Here is a 22,326-nt window from a genome sequence, read left to right on the forward strand (position 1 = left end):
AGAGTAATCCAAAAGATATCTATAAATTAAATGAGAGATTTTAAAAGTGACGGCATCTTTTTATTTACTACAAAATAGGCAGTAGTACATGAAAAACTACAGAAGGATGCGATTAGATGTTAGAACAAGATATAGATACTATGCCAATATGTTCAATTTGCCTTGAAAAATGTTTGTGGGTTTTGAAATTTCCAATCACAATTCAGTATTGTGAACAAATGTTAATTCGTGAGGTAGTTGACGACAATATAACAACAATATGTATTGAGTGTTTAGAAAAAGAAATACAAATGATGAGTTAAAACGGGAGGGAATGCTAGTGGCGCGACCAATGAAATTGAATGATGAGCTGATAAATAGGTTGACCCAATATATTAAAGTAGGGAATTATATTGAAACCGCATGTGCGTTAGTTGGAATAAGTAGAAGTATAGTTTATGTTTGGTTAAAACAAGGGCGTAGGGCAATTGAAACGAGTGAAAAGACAGGTGAAGTAGTACCGAGAAAAGATAAGATTTATGTGAAGTTAGTCATGGAAATTGATCAGGCATTAGCATTTAGTGAAGCTAGAGACGTTGAGACGATTGGGGAGCATGCAAAATCTAATTGGAAAGCCGCAGCATGGAGATTAGAAAGAAAATTCCCAACTAAATGGGGAAGAAAAGATCAATTGCAAGCAAACGTAAATCATTCAGGAGAAATGAAAGTAGAGCATAATAAAATGGCTATGAAAATTGGGTGTGATGAGGAAATGCTTGATTTAGCTATGAAATTATTTGAGAAAGTTCAAGGAGGAGAATTACAATCATGACACGGATGAATGTGCATAAGTTAATAGATGAAAATACATTTAAGGAATTGGCAAAAGTGAACTACCCCTTTCTATGTTCAGTATACACATAAGGGATTCTATAAACATGCAAAGCACACAAAATTAATAACAAAGATTTGCCAAGATTTAATTGAAGAGAAATTATCGACTAATAGATTAATGGTGTTTATGCCACCTAGGCATTCAAAATCACAGTCTATAACAGAAACATTGCCAAGTTGGTATTTAGGAAATTACCCAAATAAGAGAGTTATAGAGGTATCTTATGCATCAAGTTTAGCTGAAAAGTTTGGTAGAAGAAATCGTGCTAAGATTGAAGAGTTTGGTAAAGAAATATTTAACATTAGAATTGATGAGCGGCAAGGTTCCGTAACAGATTGGGCACTACATAATCACTCTGGTGGAATGTTGTCTGTAGGAGTTGGTGGTTCGATTACAGGGGAAGGAGCAGATTTATTAATTATTGATGACCCTATTAAAAATCGCCAAGAGGCCGAATCAATTACATACCGAAATAGACTATGGGATGAATGGGAAGATACTTTATCTACACGTTTACAAAAAGGTGCAAAGGTAATTCTAATTTTGACGCGATGGCATGAGGACGATTTAGCTGGTAGATTGTTAGAGAAAGAACAGGAGAAATGGACTGTGTTATCAATTCCCGCTATAGCAGAGTCAAGGGATGATCCATTGAACAGAGAAATAGGAAGAGGCTTATGGATTGAACACTATGGCCAAAATTATTATGAAGATAAAAAGAAGTTTTCCTCTGCACGTTCATGGTTATCTTTATGGCAACAAAAACCATCAAGTGATATAGGGAATATTTTTAAAAGGAACTGGTTTCAATATTACGATGTATTACCAAATTGGGAACAATTTGATCAAATTATTACTTCCTGGGATATGGCTTTTGATAACACTACAAATAAAAGTTCATTTGTGGTTGGACAGATCTGGGGAAAAATAGATGGAGACAAATATTTAATTGATCAAGTGAGGGCGCAAATGAATTTCCTAGAAACAAAGAAAGCATTTGTTGTTTTTCATCATAAATATGAGTCGATCCTTCGAAATTCTGGTTTTAAAAAGTCCATTCCGAAATTAGTTGAAAAAAAAGCAAATGGCCCTGCCATTATTAGTTCATTGAAGAATGAAATAAGTGGAATTATTCCTATAAATCCACAGGGTTCAAAAGAAACACGCGCTGAGGCGATATCCCCTGAATTTCAATCTGGAAATGTATATATACCTAATCCTAAAATACAATCTTGGGTATATGATTATATAGATGAATTAGCTTCTTTCCCATCTGGTAAGCATAATGATCAAGTAGATACAACGTCACAAGCCTTAGAATACTTTTTTACTAAGCAAAAAAAAATAATGGGTGGAAAAATAAAAAGAGTTTAGCTGAACATGTAATGTTCAGTTTTTTTATATTGGTAAAGTTTTTATGAAAAATATTGAATAAATGATTTGTATATGAAAGGAGGCATAAATCTTATGGTTGAGAAAAAAGCAATTAAAAATGTGAAGGTACTTAATTTACAAAGTCGTGAGATGGCTTTACGTGATGAGGAACTTCAAAGCAAACAAATGACAATTGATCCATTTGCACAAGTGTACGGTGATAAAGAACTAGTGAAGCCTCCATATGATATGCAAGTATTATTAAATTTGAGAGAAAGTAACCCTATTCACTCGGCATGTATTAGTGCAAAAGTAAATGATATTGCTGGTATGGGATTTGATTTTGCACCGCTAGATGAAGTGACAGAGGCAAATCAAGAACAATATAAAGAATTAAAGCGTTTTATGAGGTATTGCAACAATGAAATGACAAGTAGCGAAATACTTAGGGCAGTTTGGGAGGATTATGAAACTGTAGGTTGGGGAATTATAGAGGTTGTTCGTAATTTGAAAGGGGAACCAGCGCAGCTACACCATATTCCAGCACATACGGTACGTGCGCATAAAGATAAGATTCGATTTGCGCAGATTGTAAATAATGAGGAGAGATGGTTTAAGAGATTTAGTTATCCATCTGATTTTAGGTTAGTAGATGGAAAAATGATTAGTGATAACTTAGATGAAAACTCGTTATTAGACACTGAAGAAAAAGCTGGTGAAGTTATTGTAATTCGTAAATTTGGTTCTAGATCATCATACTATGGTATTCCGGATTATGTGAGTTCTATTGGTTCCATTGTAGGATCACAAGCTGTAAGAGATTATAATATTAATTATTTTACTGGTAAAACAATTCCAGATGCTGTTTTGTTTGTTGAGGGTGTTGATGAAATAGATGATTCAGTTGAAAGAGAATTAAAAACATTTTTCTCTGTCGAAACAAAAGGAGAACATCATAAGTTAGCAGTTGTTCCTGTCCCTGAAGGAGCAAAAGCTCGCTTAGAGAAATTAGGGCCTGATGTCAAAGAAGCGAGCTTTCGTTTATATCGCCAAGATAATGCTATGGAAATTTGTGTAGCTCATCGAGTTCCACCATATAGAATTGGTTGGGCTATGACAGGATCACTTGGACAGACGACAGCAAAAGAAATGAATGAAATGTATAAAAGATCAATTATTGAACCAGGTCAACAAATTTTAGAACATCGATTAAATACACAATTATTTAAAGAGTTTACAGAAACGTTGGGGGAATTGGACTGGCAGTTTCAATTAAATGAAATTGATACAGATGATCGAGCAAGTGATATGCAATACGCAATAGATGGATACGAAAAGAGTGTATTAACAAGAAATGAATGCCGAAAAGTTATTGGATACGAACCAGTTCTAGAAGGAGATAAATTTTTAAATGAAGATTCAAACTCGATTTAGTAGTCTTGCTAGAAAGTAGGAATATATTATGCCAAATGAATTGAAAAATGTAGAAATTAGTTATGTTTCATTAGTAACAAAGGGGGCTAATGGTAGGCCATTTGCAATTATGAAGGGTATGAACATGAATGGCTCTAACGTTTTGAAAAATGTCCCTATTTTAAAGAGGGAAGATGAAAAACAACTTGTAACAGGGGTTGTTTATGAACCAAATATAGAAGATGCACATGGTGATATCATGACGGCTGAAGAAATTGAAAGAGCGGCTTATAATTTTTTAGAGAAATATAGATACATAGATAAAAACCATGACGAGTTGGCAGGAAAAGGAACAGTAGTAGAAAGCTGGATTTCAAAAAATAATACGGTTGTTGGGAAACAAAATATTAAAAAAGGAACATGGCTTATGACTGTTCGAGTAGACGATAGTGAAACATGGAAAGAGATCAAAAAAGGGAAAATCACAGGCTTTTCGATGGGAGGGGTTGGAGAAAGAATGGAGATGCCACAAATGGATGAGTTTACACAAGATGAGAAAGGTGTAATTCGTAAGATGTTTAATTTTTTTAAGTCACATTATGACGAGGAACAAACTCAGGAGATGGATAATCAGTCAGTAAATAGTAAACAAAACTCTAAAATGCAAAAGCTATTTAATTTGTTTGAAGATGTATTTTATGTTGGGATTTGGGAGGGAAATGTAGATATTAAGCGGATGGTTTCCACCTTAGATGAAATGAAGGACATTTTAAATACAATGAAGGGTGGTGATACAGATTTCTCGCCAGAAGATATTACTATTAATTCCATAAATGAAGTAGGCAAAATCTTATATAAGAAAAACGATAAAAAATTTGATGAAATGATTTCTTTGATGAACCAAATTAAAGAAAATAAGTTACAAAAAAATGCAGATCAAAATTCAGATGAAATTGCAGACATTGTAAAGAGAGAAATGGGTCCTTTTCTTGAGAGATTACAGGAGTTGGAAGAACAGTTAAATAAAGAACTTGAATCAACTCATGATACTAATGAATTAGAAAATGACAGAGAATCTAAAAAGACAAGTGAATTTATTCAGAAGGTAATAGACCCTATTTCAAAGAGACTTGAAGTAATTGAGCGATCAGCACAAGTTCGTAAAAGTCTTGGGGCTGATGCCAAACCAACAAACGAGATGAGAAAACCAGTAAATAAATGGGTAGGATTAGATCTATAAAGATAAGGAGAAATGAATCTATGAATAATAAAGAATTATTAGCACGTATTGAACGAATTGAAAAGAGTACAATGACAACAGGAGGAATGAAAGCGGGGCTATTATATCCGGAACAAAGTAAAGAATTTTTCCGAATGGTATTTGATGCAACTCCATTTTCTCAATTGCATCGCAAAGAGATTCGTAAAGCGAAAAAAGGTGAATTAGATAAAATTGCAATCGGTGGTCGAATTTTACGTAGGAAAATGGAAAATAGTGATGATGGCTATCGAGCGGGTGTAGAAACGTCGAAAGTTGAATATGATACAGTTTCTATTCGTTTACCATGGGAGATTACGGAGGAGCTACTTCGAGAAAATATCGAAGGTGAAGGATATGAAGATACTGTTATGACATTAATGTCAACTCAGTTAGGTATTGACCTTGAAGACCTTCATTGGAATGGGGATGTAACTTCAGAGGATCCATTTCTTCAAATTAATGATGGCTGGTTAAAACAAATTAAACAATCAAGCAAATCTCATATTGTCGATCATTTTAAATTAGTGACGGGAACGGGAGATGCTGAAGCTAGTGCTGGCTTTAGTAAAGACTCAATCTTTAATTTATCTAAGGCGATGCCTAATAAATATAAAAACGAAGGTTTAAAGTGGATTATGTCACCTGCTCGTAGAGAGAAGTGGATTGAATATTTAACAACTCGTTCAACTGGCTTAGGAGATGCTGCGTTATTAGGTACAGGGGATCAAGTTAATAAGCCGTTAGGGTATGAGATTGTCACAGTTCCTTCTCTTCAAGATGATGTAATTATTTTTGCAGATCCTAAAAACTTTATTGCGGTAAATACGTATGACACGCGAGTTCGTAAGACTGTAGAAGGTAAATCTGCTGTTATGGAAGATAAGCGATTCTATGTTATTCATTTGGATGATGATGCAGTTATTCAAGAAATGGACGCAGTAGCAATTCTTACTAATATACCTGATAAATTTGGGAATTAAGTAAGGTAATTTGTATATGAAGATTATAGAATTAAAATTAGGCGGTACATATACTGCATATGGCTATACTTTTTTTAACGGAGTAAAGGAAAAGGTTGCAAATGAGAAAGCAAACTATTTACTGAGTACAGGACATTTTAAGTTAATAGATAGTATAGAGGTTAAAAAGAAAGAGAAGTAAAAGAGGTGGAAGGATGGAAATTACTGTACAGGACATAAAGAACAGGGTAAATGTTCAACGAATGCCCGATACGGTAATCCAGGAACTCATTAGTCAATATGAATTGATTACTAAAAACTATTTGAGAAGTAAGCCAAGTAACCCAATGAAAGAGAAAGTTAGAACTAGTAAATTGGCTTGGCTTTCTTTTCGAGCAGAAAATTTGATTAAGGTAATCCATATTGGTTCTGGAGAAGAAGTTACCAGTTCAGTTTTTTCTGATGGTTGCACTGTATATGGTTTAAGTGAGAATCAATTATATGAATTTGAGTATACCATACAAGATTATGATGGGCTTTTGACTTTAATGAAAAAATGCATCATCGATATGACGTGTTATGCGGTAATTCGAATAAATCTACAATATGAAAATATGAAAAAATCAGCAAATATCGGAGATTATTCATATGAAATAAATATTGAATCGCTAGATGAGGAAACTGTTAATAAAAAGATTTTAAGAGTATTAAAAAAATACCGAAGTAGAAATCCTTTAATAGCATTATGAATGAAAGAATAGGCTGTGAACATTAGATATGGAAGAATTATATATACATGAAGTAACTGTGAAAAGGAATCAAAAGGCAAAACAGCCGGCAGGAAATTTTAAAGAAGAGCCTGTCATTATTTATGAAAGAATGAAGTGTCGTGTAACAACACATACAGCAGTAGATAATGAAAGATTAAAAAGAAATAAACAAAATTTTGAGCCGAATTTTAAAATTTATACTTCTGCAGAACATAACATCCATACAAATGATGTAATCTATTTTCATGATTATGTATTTGAGGTAAGAGGAGAACCAAGAAATCCATCATTTTTAAATCACCATATTGAATTGTATTGTGAGTTGTTGGAATAAAATGACGAATACATCGGAATTCATGGTTACACGTAATGTAGAACAGGTTAAAGAACAACTTAATAAAATGATGGTAGAAAGAATTATAAGTGCTTGCAATCAACTGCAACGAGAAATGAAACAAACAGTATCAGGTAGCCACAATGGTGTGAAGTATAAAATTCCACGATCAAGTCGCACATATATTGCTTCAAAACCAGGAGAGACATTTGCTTCTAGAACGGGAGAATTACAAGATTCTATTAAATATGGCTTACATATTACAGATAACGAAGTAGTAGGAACGATTGGAAGTCAATTAAAAAGAGCGGTGTATGTCGAAAATGGTACAAGTACTGTAGAAGCCCGACCTTTTTTCTTAAAAACGTTTGAAAAAGAGCGTGGGGAATTAAAAAGGACATTGGGAGGAGAACAATGACGACAAAAGCGATTGCAACAATTAGAAATATTATTGAGAAAGATACAATTGTGCAAAGTAATCTATCGAAATATGAAGGAGAGCCCGCTCTAACATTTCAAACTGCACAAAATGATATGAAAATGCCTTATGTGGTAATGAGAATTGAATCTAATAATCCGGATGATATAGAGGTAATTGATCGTATGATCCTCACTTTTGATATATATTGTGGCCAAGGTGATTATGAAAAAGCGGATGTAATTTCAAGTCGAATAGAACATTTGTTAGACAGAGAAGCGGGATTGTTAAGAGATTCTGGTATTATTACAATTCATCGAGCAGGCAGTATTACAGTTCCAGATGAAGATCCATCAATTATTCATATTAGTATTAAGTTTCTTGTACGGGTAGGAAGAATGGAATTATATTAAGGAGGGAAAAAAATGAGTTGGAAGCTTATTAATGGTGTACGTGAGGGTACAACTGATAATTTTGTTATTGGACCGGGTGTAATGTATAAAGGTTTTAAAAGTGTAAAAGACCTAGGTGAGATGTTAGGAGCTACTACAGGTGGCTGTAAAGTGGGGTTTACTAGAGAATACTATGATGCTGATATTGATGGTGTTTTAGGAAAACTAGTTCGCGGAAAATGGCTATTAAAAGATGAACCACATATGGAGGTTACACTTGTAGAATTTACGAAAGAAAATTTAGAGTTAGCTCTACCAGGTGTAGATGTAGATAGTACGACTGATAATGATTATAACATTGTAAAACCATCTAATGAAATTAAAGACGCAAGTTATAATGATATTGCAATAGTAGGTGTAGTTTCAGGAAGTGATATTCCGGTTATTTTTGTTATCCGAAATGCAATGGTAGTTTCTTCTGTAGAAATTGATTTAAAAGATGGTAAAGGAACTGTAGGACTTAAATGCAAATTTATTGGTCATTATAGTGAAAGTTCGCCTAATACACCCCCTTATGAAATTTATTTACCAAAGAAAAAAGCACCTAAATTACCTACAACAAGTAAATAAGTTGTAGGTTTTATTTTTAGGTTATAAAAGGAGATATTGAATATGACAACAATGCTAGAAAAAATGATGCATAATAGTACAGAAATTACAATTTCAGGTCAGAAGATGAAGATGAGACGTTTAAATGTAAAAGATGTTTGGCGTTTTACTAAGATTATTTCTAAAGTTGGTCGTCATGCAATGACTGATTTTATGGAGTTTGGGAAAGAAAAGAATGAAATCGATGAAAAAATTCAATTAGCCCAAATGAATGAAGAGCAACAAGAACAGTTAAATGAAATTGAAAAACAAAAAAAAGAAAAGGGTTTAGAGTTTGTCTTTCAATTATTGTCTATGATTCCGGAATGTGAAGATGAGTTTTCGGAATTTTTCTCTAGTCTATTACAGATTAAGCGTGAAGAATTCGATCAGTTACCACCAGAAGCCATGGTAGCAGTTATTGAAGGATTATTAGAAAGCGAAGATTTAATGTCTTTTTTCAATCAGGTAAAGGGTCTAATCAAATCTCAAAGTCTCAAGTGGAACAAACAAGAAATGTAGAAAATGACTCTAATAAATACATAGAAGAAACAGAGCAAAATATGCTAAGGGCTTTTGATAAAGTCCAAAAACGGTATGGATGGACAGATGATTATGTTTTATCCATACCGTATTCTCGTTTAATGGACTTATTTTCTTTTATTAGTCAGGAAGAGCAGCAAGAAGAATTAAATGAATGGAAAAAGATGGCCTTTATCGGATTTCAAACAAGGCAATTAGAAGAAGGAACAACTTTTCAAGACTATTTGCAAGCTTTTGGACTTACGGAATCTACGTCGGATGGGGAAGAAAATGAGACTATGGAAGTTTGGTCCAAAGAGGAATGTATCGACCATGCAAATAAGCTGATTGCAGAGTTTCAGTTTGAAGACGATCAGGAATAAAAAACTTCCTAGTTAGAAAGGGGGGAGTGAATGTTTACAGAAGTATTCCAGTTGTTTGGTACAATTGGAATTAAAGCAGATGAAGCTTATAAGGATTTAGCAAAGTTTGAGGAAAGTTTACAAAAGGCTTCTAAGAACATACAAGAAAAATTTCAAAAACCAGCAGAAGTACTTAATCAAATAAATGGCCAAATTCAAAAATTTGGTAACGGGGCGACCAATGTTTTTGGGAAGATTGGTAACAAAGCGGATCAGGCATATAAAGGTGTAGAAAAGTTTGAAGAGAGAGTGCAAAAAGCCTCTAATACAATGCAAGAAAAAATCCAAAAATCAGCAGATTCTCTTGGGAATATTAGTAAGCAAATGCAAACGTTTGGTGACACTATTTCAAATAAAGTTACAAAACCTATAGAACAAGTCAATAGCAAAGCTTTACAATTTGCTACCGATGTGGAAGGTTCTCAAAAAAAACTACAGGATATGCTTGGGTTAACTGAAAAAGATGCAAAGAGTTTGGCTGGAACTATTCAACCTATCGCTCAACAAGTCGTGAAGATTTCCAATATAGTAATACCATCGTTGAAGCAAACGGTTGAGTTAATCAAATCTGTTTCTAGTCTTATATCTAAGGCGAGTGAAATCATTGGTGGCCTTGTAAATATAGTTAAAACATTAATGCAAATACCGGGTGCAATTACGGCGATTATTAAAGATGCCTTAAAACTAATTAAAGTTTTTAGTGAGTTCGCACAGATATTGACTGGTCTTGGAAAATCAATGTTTTCATTAGTATTAAGTCCATGGGGCATTGCAATACTTTTAATGGTTGGTTTAGTATATGTGCTGTATAAAAATTGGGATTCAATTGTGAAATATACAAAGCAGGCAGTGCAATGGATCAGTGATATTTGTTCTAAAGCCTGGGATGCTATCGTTAAAGTTGCGAAGTCAGTATGGGATAGTTTGTCAAAGTTTTTCTCAAGTTTTTGGGAAGGAACAAAAAAAGTATTCCAATCTGCGGTATCGTTTATAGATAAAATACTTAGCGGGGCATGGAAAATAATTACTACTGTAATTACAATGTATATCAACATATGGAAAAAGACATTTGAAATTGGTTGGAATTTAATAAAAACGATATTTAATACAGTGCTAAACGTAATAAAAAGTGTTGTTAAGTTTGCTTTAGAATTTATTAAAAGCTATATTTCTACTGCTATTAAAACATGGCAAAATATTTTTAAAACTGGCTGGGATATTATAAAAACAGTTTTTACGACGGTGCTAAACTTTTTGAAAACATTTATAAGTGGTGCATTTCAAGCAATTCGCAGCATAATTACGACTGTGATGAATGGGATAAAAACCGTCATTTCTACAGTGTGGAATGGAATAAAGGCAATTTTTACGACTGTATTAAACTTCTTAAAATCAGTTGTAAGTAGTGTGTTTCAAGCAATTCATAGCATAATTACAACTGTAATGAATGGAATAAAGACGGTTATTTCTACGATTTGGAATGTAATTAAAACAGTTTTTATAACTGTATTAGAGACTATAAAGAATTTTGTGGTTACAGCATTTCATTTTATAAAAAACACAATTACGACTGTAATGGATATCGTAAAGTCTATTATTGTAACCGCATGGAATTTTATTAAAGAAACAATAATAGTTGCTGTTCGGACATTTGTTAACTTTGTGGTGGATAACTTTAATAAGATAAAAAACACAATATTTAGTGTTGTTGGTGCTATTAGAGATTTCATAGTAAGTAACTTTGCGGCAATTAAAAAAGCTATCGTCGGAGCGTTTGACGGCATTGTTGATACAGTAAGGGATGTATTCGGTAAAGTTGGTTCTATAGTTAAGGGGATAGCAAACGACGCTGTAAGCTGGGGGAAAGATATTATTGCTGGTATTGGTAAAGGTATGACATCTATGGCTGGCTGGGTTGTTGATAAAGCTAAAGGCGTTGTAGACGGAATACCAAAAGCAGTTAAAAGTTTCTTTGGTATAAAATCTCCTTCTCGTCTAATGATGGAATACGGCGGATATATTACAGAAGGTCTTGGTGTAGGGATGGAAAAAATGATCCCGGCTGTGGACAAGGCTTCTGGATTGTTAAATAAAGCGGTTGTTCCACCAAAACCGATGCAACTAGTAACGGATGTATCTACCCGAATTGGACAAATGGGTGCACATTCTGCTGATATGATTGGAAAAGCTGCACATCCATTTGCTGGGCACTCTTCTGTTGAAAAGAAAACTGATAAGGGTGTCACAATTCAAAATGCTACATTCAAAGTTGCTGTTGAAAAATTGCAAACCGCAGAGGACTTTGTGAAAATGAGAAAATTACTACAAAACGTAGTTGCTGACGATCTAATGGGAATGGCGGTGCGTAATGTATGAGTATATTAAAAACATTGCATAGAAGAGCTGGTTCATATCATCTCTTATGGGATGTTACAGAATTAAAAAGTACAATTAAATATACTATTAATTTTTCATGGCCTGGGACATATAATTTTTCTTTTATGTCCCAAGTTCCTATTGGTTCTGATGGTATGTTACCAGATAAATACTTTATTGTTCGAGTAAATGGTATTGAAAAATTTAGAGCAAGAGGTGCTTATGCCTGGGAAGCAAGAGAAATTTTTGTTGGTGCAGGGCCACAAACAATTGAATTTACAACAATCGGTTACGGTTCTTCTGACGTAGCCTATTTGCGCGATGTTTATTATCATGCATATGGACCTATACCTACAATTGCAATGATTGAACAAACGAAAATGCCTAAATCCTTAAACGGATTAAAAAATTACAATGTTATGCATGGATATCCTCGTTACCAAAGTACTGGTAATAAAGGATGTGAAGTAGAATTTACTGCTTTATTCAATGATATCAGTCATTGGCGTGAGTTCATGAGTGAAATATATCGCCCTCATATTATTACAGGTGATTACGGTACCTATGGTGGTATTATTCCACCTAATGAAGTTGATGCAATACGTAAAGGAACACTAGTAATAGCAAAGTGTAAATTAATATCTATGTCACAAGCAGGTATTGGAGTTGATGGAATGTGAGAGAAGGATCTATTTCTTTAATCAGAATGTTGGGGAGCTATTTCCAAGTGGGGAATAATGCTCCTAATTTAATTGTTTATATGAAAAAAAGAGAATCTTCTTCTTATGTACAAATACAACATCGTGTAGTAAGCCTGGAAGTGCAAGAGAACGCAGATCAGTTCGCAAGTACATTTTCTATTACCTTTGCTAATGAATATGGGCAAATGGCACCTGATAACTGGTATGGTAAGTTTTCTTCCATTCAAGAATGGTTTTACAACAGTGAAGTAACAAACACAAACCAACTATATCCGCAGACTGAATTTAAGGTTTCTATCGGTTATGGTGAAGAAGCTTTACCGTATATACATGGTTTTGTATCTGACGTAAAGGTGAATGCCGAAAGCGGCACAATATCAGTTACCTGCACAACATCTTATAAAAAGGTTCTACAAAAATCAGTAATTCCAACGCCGGGATCAGATGAAATTGTTGCACCGACTGGAAATGTATATGATGTAGTAAAATTCTTCCTTGAAAAAGCAGGAGTTACATTACACGGAAGTAGGGTAAACATTCCCGGTACAAATCAAAGCTGGATTATTGAAGGTGCAACTGGAAAGAGGTTTCAAAAGTGGGATGAAATTGTACGGGATATTATAGATACAACATTCCACTACATTAAACATGAACCAGATGGAAGTTGTACATTTATGAGAATGCCAGACTACGAAATTAATGAACTTGCCAAATTTAGTTTTAGAGAAGGGGAAAACCTTATCTCTTTAGATATGCAATTAACAGATCAGGACATTAGTAATAGTATTGTTATTAAATGTGGAGATTATGCTAATGGTTTTGTTAATTCATTCTTACTTAAAAACGTTTCTTTAGGGGATTTGCGAGAGGAAATGATAGAGGTACCTTGGGCAACAACATTCTTTGCAAGAAGGGCAGTTGCTGCAGCTTATCATTTAAAAGCGATTCAAAAATTCAGAACACTAACAGTTGCTGTGATAGGGAATCCGCGAATTCAATTGTTCGATGTGGTTTCCATTTACAACAGGGATTCTGGGCAACAATGGAACTACTTTGTTAAAGGAATTAACACAATGATTTCTGCTGATGATGGATTCTATCAAACTTTAGATTTATCCGTTAACTATGGATATGAACCTACTCCGTATACCGATATAACAGGAATCACAGTAAATGTAGATACATTACGATTAAAGCTGTGGGATTGGAATGTAGAGGATGGAGATTTATTAAATATTTATTGTAATAACAAATTAATAGTGGAAAACTACTTTATCCGAAACAATCCTACGTATGTTGATATACCACTTGAATATGGCGTGAATATTATTATTTTTGAAGCGGTGCGCACTCCTTTAGGAATACTTACCGGGCGATTACAAGTATTAGATACACAAAATAATATCTTATTTGATTATGGTTCTTTACCAGATTTAACGTTTGATGAAACAGATTTAAATGCAGATAGATATTATATTAAACGCCCAGCTAAAACGTGGCCTGTAACAAGGGTAAATTAGGGGTGATTCTATGATAATGCAAAAGAATTTATACGATCCTATTATGTATTTAATGAAAGGATTAATTGATAGGGAATTTTACAGCGGTGGAAAACCGATGCCTGGTAACGATCCAAATGATGTTTTTAAAGAGGGTATGACCGAGGGGTATACACTGGTTCGTGATGGTGCTCGGTTATCGGCAGTTGTTGGAGATAAATATCTGCACTACGATTTGGTTTTTAATGGACAAGCACTGCTTGAAAAGGTCCTTATATCCCATAAAATAACGGGTAAAAAGATGGAGATGCAACTAATTTATAACGCAAATAAACAATTAGATCGAGTACAACCAAGGCTTATTAATAAAGGTAGCGGTATGTTATCTGATTTACCAATTCCCGATGTGTCGTAATGATGCATGGGGATTTTTTAATACAATAAAAAGGGTGATTACCTTTGTTTGAAACAACTTATATAGCTGGTGGTCGATTAGATGCGCCATTTTATCCAACGAAAACCTTTCCGTATATGAAAGGTTTTATAATGGATTCTAAAGCATGGACAGAAGATAAGATGGAATACGTATTACCAATTGACATGGAGTTTTATGCCATTAGTGTGAGTAGTTCTATGTATGAAATCGATGATAAATGGTCGCTTATTGTAAATGACGGTATTGTCTGTGAGGATATTTATACAAAAAAAATACCAGAAGGTATAAGTCTTATGTCCTATATGCAATTAAAGGCTGGAGATAAAATTATTTTTAAATTCCATAACCAAGGAATTAATAATAAGCAAGTATGGATTGCTTTACAGTTTTTGAAGTAATTGGAGGGAGATTATGAGTTTTGCTGTAAATTATATGGCTGGTGGCCGATTAGATGCTCCATACTTTCCAACCAAAACGATTCCTTTTATAAAAGGAAGAAGAATAGGTGTTTATGAAAATATTCATCATAATGAATTTATAGCACCAGTTGATATGGAAATGATTGCATTTTCTATTGGTGCATCAAAATATAACGATAACGATTATTGGAATTTATATATTAATAATGAAAAAATAGCAGATGAAATTTATATGAAAGATGTTCCTGAAGGATTTAATTTTTCTGTTGTTAAACAAATTCCTGCGAAAGCGATTATCCGTTTTGAATATATAAATAAATCTTTAGAGAAAAAAGCTATTTGGCTTAATTATCAATTTTTAAAAGATTAGGAGTGAAGTAAAGTGGCGTTTATTGAAAAGGTATTTCAAGAGGGAAGTTTCTTAGACGATCTTATAAATGTAGCAACTAGTAACGGGTGGACAAAGGTTAAAAAGTTTCAAAAGGCGGGGTATCCATTAGAAATTTTAAGGAATTCTGGTATGGATGAAACATTATACCGGTTTGGAATTGCGGAACATACGATTATTAAAAATGCAGAAGGGGCTATGTATGGATTAGTCCAAATTGCATCTTGGAATATTGCTAAAAAGGATCTTTCGTATAAATTTAATACGGAAGAGGATAAAGCAGAATTTATTAAGGATGCAAAATTAAGATATAGTAAAAATCTTGATCGTTCTTGTTTTTATGTTTATATGATTGAAAAAGATCCTGCATTTAAAGATGGGACAGCGACAGCAGTAGCTTATGATTCTTTCACAAAAATTTTAATAGATGTAGAAGTGAGTAAAACGGATATTCTTATGAAGAATGGCTATCCAAGTATAGATTATACCAGTGCTAATACGGATGTTATGATGTCACCGTTTGTAAAAATTACATTACGTAACCCAAATTTAGAAGGGGTTGATGTAAAAACAAATTGGTGGCCTGATTCATTAGTTAGAGTGACTGGCCAAGTAGATAAGGATCGTGTAGTTTTATTAATTCAAGCAGATAATACACCTGCATTTGAAAATAATGTAGTTCCGGTTACACCTTTATACATGGGCAAAATTGAAAGCTATGCGAAAGATGATCAAATTGGTGACGCACTTTGGGCTGGGACAGCATTTGATACAGGTACAGAAAATAGCTCACATGCATTTGATTTTAATGATAAGAAACCATATAGAAATGTGAATGATAGTTTGCCAATCTTAAAAACGTATCCTAAATCACCGGGTAATGGTATTGATAACGTTATTATTAAGCGTTCGCGATTAGGGGCTAGATATCAAGCCCATTATATTGCTTGGAATGTTGCTCCAAATGAGATGCCGCCTGATAGAAAAGGAGTAAATGGTGGTCAATATCCACTAGCTTGGCAGTCTCATGATAATGATGAATATAAGTATCAATTTAATCCTTCGGTATATAGTGGTCGAGTTCATACATCTCGTGCTTATATTGTTCATCCAGATGAAGGTGTGCGAGGTTTCTTACCTCATATGGTTTTACTATCTCCTTTAGGATTATTGAATGGGGATAAATTAAAAGTGCGAAAAAATACTTGTCCAGATACATTTGATATTTATCGTTTTTATAATGTTGATGCGATTTCGCCAATTACAAAAAGACCAGCGACACCATATCGTCCAGCTGGATTAGGAATTTATGAGAAGTCAATGTAAAGGGGAGAGAAAAACATGTGGTTTGATAAAGTAGCTTATTTACAAACATTACCGGTTGAATTAGAGAAAATGATTACAGAGCGAGGATGGAGTCGAAAGTTATACTTTAAAATTAGAAGTGGTATCAATAAATTTATTGATGTTCGATTATTTGAATCGTTAGGTAGCGATGGAGAATGGCGCAGATTTGGAGTGGCAAATGCTTATGATACGAGCGATTCTGATTTTACAGATGGTAGATTTATTCCTGTGGATTCTCCATTAGGAAAGCTAGGCATGGGAGATGGAGTGAAAAAGGAATTTCAAATTCCGACATTTCCTGTAGTTGAAAGTTCTTTATTAGTGTATGTAAATAGCATTTTACTAGAAAAGGATAAATATAAAGTTGATGCTAAAGCGGGGAAAGTTATTTTTAATCAAGCGATTGCAAAAGGAGATAAAATCACCTGTGAGTATCGATTAACAAATGATGCATACGAACCAAATAATGATATGATTTTCTTTACGTTTAACCAATATTTTATTGAGAAGGAAGTAAAGTTATCAGATGCTGAAAGTGATTTAGGAAACGGTACCGGTTCAAAAAAAACATTTAATTTGCCATTTTCAAATTTTGATGAAAGTCGTTTTATGGTTTATAGAAATAATCAGATGGTCGATCCGGGGGAATATACAATTTCAGATAAAGCAATTGAATTTCAAACTGCCCCAAAAAGTTCCGAGAACATTAAATTTTCTGGAGTGTATTTTCTAGCACCAAAGGCAGACGGAACGTTAGATACTTTAGTAGCGAAGACATCATTTGACGTACAAAAAATGGAAAGTATTATGGCTGAAGTATATTCTACAGTTAATTTTGTAAATCCTTCGCCTTATACACCGATTAGTTTTACACCAGAAGCCCGTTTTACAAAAGATTGGAAACGTGATTCTGTCGTTTATATGTATGGTAATGGAAATAAAGATCGTATTGTTATGTTTATGCGTGTAGATCCAACACCAAGTCCTGTTCGAGCATTATTTGTACCATTATATATTGGAAGAATGTACACATTTGATAATGCACCGCGTAAAAACACTGTAATTATTGGTGGTTGTCGTAACGGGGATCAATATAATTATGCGCCTAATAAAAAAATTGGAAATGCAAATTTAGACTACGGAGAAAATACAGGTAATGGAAATGATTCTGTATTATTAGCTCAATCATACACAGGTGCAATGTATCAAAAACATTATTTATCATTTATTACGCACGATATGGATATTGATAGTGGACAAGGTCGATTTAATCCATCTGTCTATAGTGGAAAATATCATTTGTCACAGATTTATATCGTTCATCCTAATGATGGATATGTTGGGAAATTAGATGATGTTTATGCTGTTCACCCAAAAAATATTCAACAGGCCGATGAATTGGAAATTGAAAAGGAAGTTACAAGTGAATCTTTAGGAAAAGGAAATGGAATGAGAAAAGTTTTCCATTTAGAGCATAAACCAAAAGCAGGAACACTTAAGTTGTTCAATGCATGTACTCTAGTTCCTAATACTGACTTTATTTTAAATGAAGATGATAAAACAGTGACGTTTAAAGAAATTCCAATTAACGGGGTAGAGATTACAGCAAGTTATGAATTTGCACAATTATATCGTTATACGTTGCCGACTACCGCAGTCTCTCCGATGACACAAGCGAAAGCAACGCCATTTAATCCAATTGGTCTAGCTATTTATAAAGAAGATATTTAATCATTAATCATATAAGGGGGAATGCAGAGAGTGAGTGAGAAAATTTATTCTATTGCTTCCCCTTCTTTATGTACGAAAAAGAAGAGTCATGTTGTTTCGATTCCTTTGGGATCAACAATGAAGAAAACATATAGTCTCTCGCTTTCTGTTTTAAATCCTTTTGTAAAAAATGCGAATAATTTTCCAGTCAGTTTGCCACCATATTCAAGATTCAAAGCTGTTAAGGAAGAAGATGCTGGGGTATTTGCAACCAAAATAGTAAAGGGAAAAGGTATATTAACAGACCTTGTTGTAGAGGCAATAAGGCAAGTTGAGGTGACTGCTAATATTGCTAAAGTGGATATTGCAAACCTAATGCGGAGTATCAACATGGAACTGTTAAGCATACAGGATTCTAAACCGCTTAAAGAAATTCTTGCAGATGTTCATTACTATCAGAAAGCAATGCAACATGACCGAACTTTTGATATGGAACATATGGAAGGGAACAATGGAAGCAGATTAGATACAAAGTATGCAGATGTAACAGAAATGTCTAGTACAGATCGTAAGATATATAAAGCAGGTAATATGCTCCCAATTGAGCAAGAGAGAGTAAAACAGAAATTACGAGAATTTGCAACCAATGTAGATGAAATACCGCGATGGGTACAGGTTGCACGTATTTTATATGGCGAAGGATTTTATGAAACAATATTGACTGAAAGAAGAGAAAAAGAAATATGTAGTACTGTAGTTAGAAATGTGGATCATGTAGAGATTAGCCAAAAAGAATTACCTGTACAAGATATAAGTGATTTGGAGCTTTATAATAACATGCCAAGAGAAGTAACTACTTCTTATGAGGAATTTGATTTATTTACTGATACAGGAATTCCGGTTTATATGCCAGATTATGATTTGTTTGCTCGTAAACAAAGAGAAATACAGGCTCGTAATATAAATTACAATGCAGCGAATAGAGATGCCATTCAGCGAAATGGTGAAATAAATTATTTTGAATTTGTAAATAGAAAAGCACTGAAGATAGATGGAAGATTTATTAATATAGAAGATTTAGAACGTAAAAAGCTAGAACTTCAAACTAATGAATATGATGTGTCATTTGCGGACCGCATAATGCAAGACATATATACATATGGTGGCCATGTATATAATAACGCTCAAAAACTATTAATAGAATATGATTCATCTCACATAGAAATGAATGACATGAATCATATAACGCATGAATATGAAAGTAAATTCATAAGTGGATATGAGTTATTGGAAAGACAGTACCATTCTAATGAGGTAAATTTAGTAGAAACATTGATGGTATCAAGTCAAAATCATTTGTACATGGATTATAATCTTCCAGAAATGATACAGAGTGATGTGCTCACAAAAGAAGTAGAAGTAAAATTAGCTGAAGACGAACAAGTTAATAAGAAAACGAAACATGTATGGACTGAATATATACACCATGAGGAAATGGACCTAATACATAAACAATTATTGGGGACTATTCAAGATAACTATGAATTTGCTAGTAGACAAATCAAAAAATTGACCGGATTTTATGAGGAATTTGATCTGTTTAATAGTTTAGGAATCCCAGTTTATATGCCAGACTATGATTTATTTGCTCGTGTACAGAGAGAACTACAAGCGAAACAAATAACAGTTAATTCAGCTAAAAGAGACATACGTTCAGTATATGGTAATGTTCGTGATACGGATCTAGCAGATAGAAGCATGCAAGAGAAAGAGGGAGTCTTTTTCGATGTAGCTGCTATAGATAGAAAAGTATTACAAATGGAAGTGAATGTACCTTCTTATGAACTTTCTAATCGAGTTATAGATGAGCAAGAAGCAATGGGGATATATGGATATGAACATTTTAATCGAGTAAATGGACAGTATCATACTGCCCAAGCAGATATATCTTCCATGGATCGGATTCTAGGTGAAATAGAAACTCCATTTACAAATGCGTATGAATTAGCAAAGCGTGACCTTCATGAGTTGTTAGTGGAGGATGATAGAGTAGCGGATTCTGTATTATATGATCGATTGTTTATAAGTGAAGAAAGTAATGAACCAATAACAAGTGAAAGAGTTAAAGTCGATAATGAATCAGAATGTATTAGCCCTGTAGAGTTTACAAAGCAAGAACAATTGATAGCACATAATGAAGAAGGATATGACCTTGTTAATAGACATGTAAAAGAACAGGAATCTCGTTACGAAGAATTTGATCTTTTTGATTTAATAGGAACTCCAGTTTACTTACCGGAGTATGATTTGTTCGCAAGGATTCAAAGGGAATTACTAACGAATATAGAGACAGCTGAAATAGCTAATAGAGAAAATAATATAGAAGCAGAAATTAATACGGTTGATTCGATTGGTAATCTAGAGAAAGAAGTAGCAACTAATATAATTGATAGTAATGATATAGGACATATTGAGAAAGAGTTACAAACTAGTATTGAACAATATGAAACTGCAACGAATGATAGGAATTGGTATGCAGAAAGTACTATATCTAATCCGATGACAAAGCGAGTGCCAGAAATAGATACGCATATAATCGTTACTGATCAATTAGAGAGAATAATAAAAGAACGTAATACAAATGTAATTAAGGATGAAGAGTTAGAACGACTTACGAAACAACTCATAATGAAAATTAAGCATTTTGATGATATGCGACAAATTAATAATGAGTACAAGTCAAATATTTTTGAAGCAGACGAATGGCAAAGAAAAGCAGATAATAAAGCATCAATACATGAATGTGATGTAAGTGAATCTGGAAGAGAACTAGCTAGTGAAGAAATCCGTACAACTCTAACGAATAAGTACAATACTTTTAATACTACTATTGGTCATATAGAACAATCCAGCCGAACAGTAGACAGCGAAAGTATACTTGTTGAAAGTGATACTTTTGTATTAGAAAAAGTAAAAGAAATAGAAGCATTGTATGAAGAGTTTGATCTATTCGAAGGATTAGGGATTCCAGTTTATTTACCAGATTATGATTTGTTTGCAAGAACCCAAAGAGAATTACAAACAAATATAGATACGTATGAAATAATGAATAAAGAAAATGAAACAAGAGCAGAAATTAGTTCATTCTATCAGTTTGGTAATGTCTTGCAAGAAGTTGATGCGACTGTTGCAACGATAGATAATGTAAAAGTCGTAAAAGAATTAGCTGCAAAAATAATCGATAAAGAGAATTTTAAGATCATTGACAGAGAGTTACAGATTAGTATTGAACAATATGAAACCGCAATGAATGATCGAAACTGGTATGTAAAGAATATTACATCTGCTCCAATGGAAAAGCTTATGAAAGAGGCAGAGGCAAATATAGTAGTCACGGATCAATTTCATAAAGATGTAAGAGAATTTAATACAAATGTAGTGAAGAATGAAGAATTAGATCGTACAGTACGAAATATAATGATGAATATTTTAGAATTGAAGGATATGCATCGGAAGTCAATTGAAGAGGCTTCAAATATACATGAGCTATATGAATGGGAAAGAAAATCAACTCATAAAGCATCCATAAATACATACAGTATGTTTGAAAATGTAAGAGAATTATCTAGTATAGAGATCCAATCAACCCCAGTGAATAGAAGAAATCTTGTTCATACGAATATAGATGAAATAGAACAATTTAATCGCATTTTAGACAACGAAAGTATACTTGTTGAAAATGATACGTTTAAATTAGAAAATATCTATCAGGCAGAAGAACCGGTTGAATTTGAGGAAAGCGATATATTAATCGAAGAAGAACCAAAAATATGGTTAAAACATAGCCGGGAATCTTGGTGGAATAATTGGAATTGGAAGAAAACGAGATAATAAAGTAGAGTGCTAGATTAGTTTTTATTTAAGTATATGATATCGAATATTTGTATTTTATGGCATTATGTAATTTTTAAAATTGAACTGCTAGAGCTGTTGTAAAAGTAAAAGCTTAAGCAGTTCAATTGTATTGTAAATGTCTTTTAGTAAGTAAATTAGTTCCTTTCTG

At 33.5% G+C, this 22,326-nt stretch carries 23 protein-coding genes; all 23 read left to right on the top strand.

The genetic code is table 11. The features are described from left to right. Nucleotides 1-116: 116 nt before the first annotated feature. The 23 genes from ACTFR3_RS20065 (at nt 117) to ACTFR3_RS20175 (ending at nt 22,154) form a co-directional block, all read left to right on the top strand. The gene (locus tag ACTFR3_RS20065) at nt 117-302 is read left to right on the top strand and encodes a hypothetical protein (RefSeq protein WP_000892959.1); all 186 of its coding nucleotides are present in this window, start codon (nt 117-119) and stop codon (nt 300-302) included. Between the two features lie 11 nt (nt 303-313). After that, nucleotides 314-811, top strand: a complete 498-nt coding sequence (locus tag ACTFR3_RS20070; protein ID WP_069603977.1) for a hypothetical protein — start codon at nt 314-316, stop codon at nt 809-811. A 189-nt stretch (nt 812-1,000) separates the two neighbouring features. Further along, nucleotides 1,001-2,248, top strand: coding sequence for a phage terminase large subunit (gene terL / locus ACTFR3_RS20075; RefSeq protein ID WP_227749024.1), 1,248 nt, complete (start codon nt 1,001-1,003; stop codon nt 2,246-2,248). 93 nt (nt 2,249-2,341) lie between these two features. Then, the gene (locus tag ACTFR3_RS20080) at nt 2,342-3,682 is read left to right on the top strand and encodes a phage portal protein (RefSeq protein WP_440044718.1); all 1,341 of its coding nucleotides are present in this window, start codon (nt 2,342-2,344) and stop codon (nt 3,680-3,682) included. A gap of 28 nt (nt 3,683-3,710) precedes the next feature. Beyond that, entirely contained in the window at nt 3,711-4,901 is a 1,191-nt protein-coding gene (locus ACTFR3_RS20085) for an XkdF-like putative serine protease domain-containing protein (protein ID WP_440044720.1), read from the top strand. Nucleotides 4,902-4,921: 20 nt separating this feature from the next. Beyond that, nucleotides 4,922-5,902 (top strand): phage major capsid family protein, encoded by a 981-nt coding sequence (locus tag ACTFR3_RS20090; RefSeq protein ID WP_001060157.1) that lies wholly within the window; start codon nt 4,922-4,924, stop codon nt 5,900-5,902. A gap of 16 nt (nt 5,903-5,918) precedes the next feature. Further along, nucleotides 5,919-6,083 (top strand): YqbF domain-containing protein, encoded by a 165-nt coding sequence (locus ACTFR3_RS20095; RefSeq protein WP_000691127.1) that lies wholly within the window; start codon nt 5,919-5,921, stop codon nt 6,081-6,083. A 13-nt stretch (nt 6,084-6,096) separates the two neighbouring features. Next, on the top strand, nt 6,097-6,630 hold the full coding sequence (locus ACTFR3_RS20100; protein WP_098617251.1) for a hypothetical protein: 534 nt from the start codon (nt 6,097-6,099) through the stop codon (nt 6,628-6,630). 28 nt (nt 6,631-6,658) lie between these two features. Further along, on the top strand, nt 6,659-6,985 hold the full coding sequence (locus ACTFR3_RS20105) for a hypothetical protein (RefSeq protein WP_440044721.1): 327 nt from the start codon (nt 6,659-6,661) through the stop codon (nt 6,983-6,985). A 1-nt stretch (nt 6,986) separates the two neighbouring features. Further along, nucleotides 6,987-7,403 (top strand): HK97-gp10 family putative phage morphogenesis protein, encoded by a 417-nt coding sequence (locus ACTFR3_RS20110; RefSeq protein WP_002153798.1) that lies wholly within the window; start codon nt 6,987-6,989, stop codon nt 7,401-7,403. Further along, nucleotides 7,400-7,816, top strand: a complete 417-nt coding sequence (locus ACTFR3_RS20115) for a hypothetical protein (RefSeq protein ID WP_017657986.1) — start codon at nt 7,400-7,402, stop codon at nt 7,814-7,816. Before ACTFR3_RS20110 ends, ACTFR3_RS20115 begins: the two co-directional genes overlap by 4 nt. A 12-nt stretch (nt 7,817-7,828) precedes the next feature. Beyond that, nucleotides 7,829-8,425 carry a hypothetical protein gene (locus tag ACTFR3_RS20120; protein WP_016513545.1) on the top strand — a complete coding sequence of 199 codons (597 nt, stop codon included), beginning with the start codon at nt 7,829-7,831 and terminating at the stop codon, nt 8,423-8,425. A 42-nt stretch (nt 8,426-8,467) separates the two neighbouring features. Beyond that, nucleotides 8,468-8,965, top strand: coding sequence for a hypothetical protein (locus ACTFR3_RS20125; protein WP_000210326.1), 498 nt, complete (start codon nt 8,468-8,470; stop codon nt 8,963-8,965). After that, a complete protein-coding gene (locus ACTFR3_RS20130) occupies nt 8,944-9,348 on the top strand; it encodes a hypothetical protein (protein ID WP_000438521.1) in 405 nt (134 codons plus the stop codon). The genes ACTFR3_RS20125 and ACTFR3_RS20130 overlap by 22 nt, the downstream gene beginning before the upstream one ends. Before the next feature lie 30 nt (nt 9,349-9,378). After that, nucleotides 9,379-11,763, top strand: a complete 2,385-nt coding sequence (locus ACTFR3_RS20135) for a phage tail protein (RefSeq protein WP_098529170.1) — start codon at nt 9,379-9,381, stop codon at nt 11,761-11,763. After that, nucleotides 11,760-12,443 carry a hypothetical protein gene (locus ACTFR3_RS20140; protein ID WP_000025596.1) on the top strand — a complete coding sequence of 228 codons (684 nt, stop codon included), beginning with the start codon at nt 11,760-11,762 and terminating at the stop codon, nt 12,441-12,443. Before ACTFR3_RS20135 ends, ACTFR3_RS20140 begins: the two co-directional genes overlap by 4 nt. Beyond that, nucleotides 12,440-13,984: a hypothetical protein gene (locus ACTFR3_RS20145; protein WP_440044722.1), complete on the top strand. Its 1,545-nt coding sequence runs from the start codon at nt 12,440-12,442 to the stop codon at nt 13,982-13,984. Before ACTFR3_RS20140 ends, ACTFR3_RS20145 begins: the two co-directional genes overlap by 4 nt. A 10-nt stretch (nt 13,985-13,994) precedes the next feature. Next, nucleotides 13,995-14,378 carry a hypothetical protein gene (locus tag ACTFR3_RS20150; protein WP_000605840.1) on the top strand — a complete coding sequence of 128 codons (384 nt, stop codon included), beginning with the start codon at nt 13,995-13,997 and terminating at the stop codon, nt 14,376-14,378. A gap of 44 nt (nt 14,379-14,422) precedes the next feature. Then, entirely contained in the window at nt 14,423-14,797 is a 375-nt protein-coding gene (locus tag ACTFR3_RS20155; protein ID WP_000464270.1) for a hypothetical protein, read from the top strand. 13 nt (nt 14,798-14,810) lie between these two features. Then, complete coding sequence (locus ACTFR3_RS20160) at nt 14,811-15,188, top strand: hypothetical protein (protein ID WP_000006644.1); 378 nt, start codon at nt 14,811-14,813, stop codon at nt 15,186-15,188. Nucleotides 15,189-15,200: 12 nt separating this feature from the next. After that, nucleotides 15,201-16,532, top strand: coding sequence for a hypothetical protein (locus tag ACTFR3_RS20165; protein ID WP_431140586.1), 1,332 nt, complete (start codon nt 15,201-15,203; stop codon nt 16,530-16,532). A 15-nt stretch (nt 16,533-16,547) separates the two neighbouring features. After that, nucleotides 16,548-18,284 (top strand): hypothetical protein, encoded by a 1,737-nt coding sequence (locus ACTFR3_RS20170; RefSeq protein ID WP_440044723.1) that lies wholly within the window; start codon nt 16,548-16,550, stop codon nt 18,282-18,284. Nucleotides 18,285-18,305: 21 nt separating this feature from the next. Continuing rightward, a complete protein-coding gene (locus ACTFR3_RS20175) occupies nt 18,306-22,154 on the top strand; it encodes a hypothetical protein (protein ID WP_440044724.1) in 3,849 nt (1,282 codons plus the stop codon). The last annotated feature ends 172 nt before the right edge of the window (nt 22,155-22,326 follow it).

This window comes from Bacillus cereus group sp. MYBK14-1 (assembly GCF_051916885.1).
In the GTDB taxonomy this organism is placed as follows: Bacteria; Bacillota; Bacilli; order Bacillales; family Bacillaceae_G; genus Bacillus_A; species Bacillus_A cereus.

Coding starts and splice junctions, on each gene's coding strand:
- ACTFR3_RS20115 (WP_017657986.1), top strand. CDS start 7,400: ATGACGACAAAAGCGATTGCAACAATTAGAAATATTATTGAGAAAGAT.
- ACTFR3_RS20065 (WP_000892959.1), top strand. CDS start 117: ATGTTAGAACAAGATATAGATACTATGCCAATATGTTCAATTTGCCTT.
- ACTFR3_RS20080 (WP_440044718.1), top strand. CDS start 2,342: ATGGTTGAGAAAAAAGCAATTAAAAATGTGAAGGTACTTAATTTACAA.
- ACTFR3_RS20125 (WP_000210326.1), top strand. CDS start 8,468: ATGACAACAATGCTAGAAAAAATGATGCATAATAGTACAGAAATTACA.
- ACTFR3_RS20110 (WP_002153798.1), top strand. CDS start 6,987: ATGACGAATACATCGGAATTCATGGTTACACGTAATGTAGAACAGGTT.
- ACTFR3_RS20160 (WP_000006644.1), top strand. CDS start 14,811: ATGAGTTTTGCTGTAAATTATATGGCTGGTGGCCGATTAGATGCTCCA.
- ACTFR3_RS20070 (WP_069603977.1), top strand. CDS start 314: ATGCTAGTGGCGCGACCAATGAAATTGAATGATGAGCTGATAAATAGG.
- ACTFR3_RS20095 (WP_000691127.1), top strand. CDS start 5,919: ATGAAGATTATAGAATTAAAATTAGGCGGTACATATACTGCATATGGC.
- terL (WP_227749024.1), top strand. CDS start 1,001: ATGCCACCTAGGCATTCAAAATCACAGTCTATAACAGAAACATTGCCA.
- ACTFR3_RS20175 (WP_440044724.1), top strand. CDS start 18,306: ATGCAGAGAGTGAGTGAGAAAATTTATTCTATTGCTTCCCCTTCTTTA.
- ACTFR3_RS20150 (WP_000605840.1), top strand. CDS start 13,995: ATGATAATGCAAAAGAATTTATACGATCCTATTATGTATTTAATGAAA.
- ACTFR3_RS20140 (WP_000025596.1), top strand. CDS start 11,760: ATGAGTATATTAAAAACATTGCATAGAAGAGCTGGTTCATATCATCTC.
- ACTFR3_RS20085 (WP_440044720.1), top strand. CDS start 3,711: ATGCCAAATGAATTGAAAAATGTAGAAATTAGTTATGTTTCATTAGTA.
- ACTFR3_RS20105 (WP_440044721.1), top strand. CDS start 6,659: ATGGAAGAATTATATATACATGAAGTAACTGTGAAAAGGAATCAAAAG.
- ACTFR3_RS20135 (WP_098529170.1), top strand. CDS start 9,379: ATGTTTACAGAAGTATTCCAGTTGTTTGGTACAATTGGAATTAAAGCA.
- ACTFR3_RS20090 (WP_001060157.1), top strand. CDS start 4,922: ATGAATAATAAAGAATTATTAGCACGTATTGAACGAATTGAAAAGAGT.
- ACTFR3_RS20170 (WP_440044723.1), top strand. CDS start 16,548: ATGTGGTTTGATAAAGTAGCTTATTTACAAACATTACCGGTTGAATTA.
- ACTFR3_RS20120 (WP_016513545.1), top strand. CDS start 7,829: ATGAGTTGGAAGCTTATTAATGGTGTACGTGAGGGTACAACTGATAAT.
- ACTFR3_RS20100 (WP_098617251.1), top strand. CDS start 6,097: ATGGAAATTACTGTACAGGACATAAAGAACAGGGTAAATGTTCAACGA.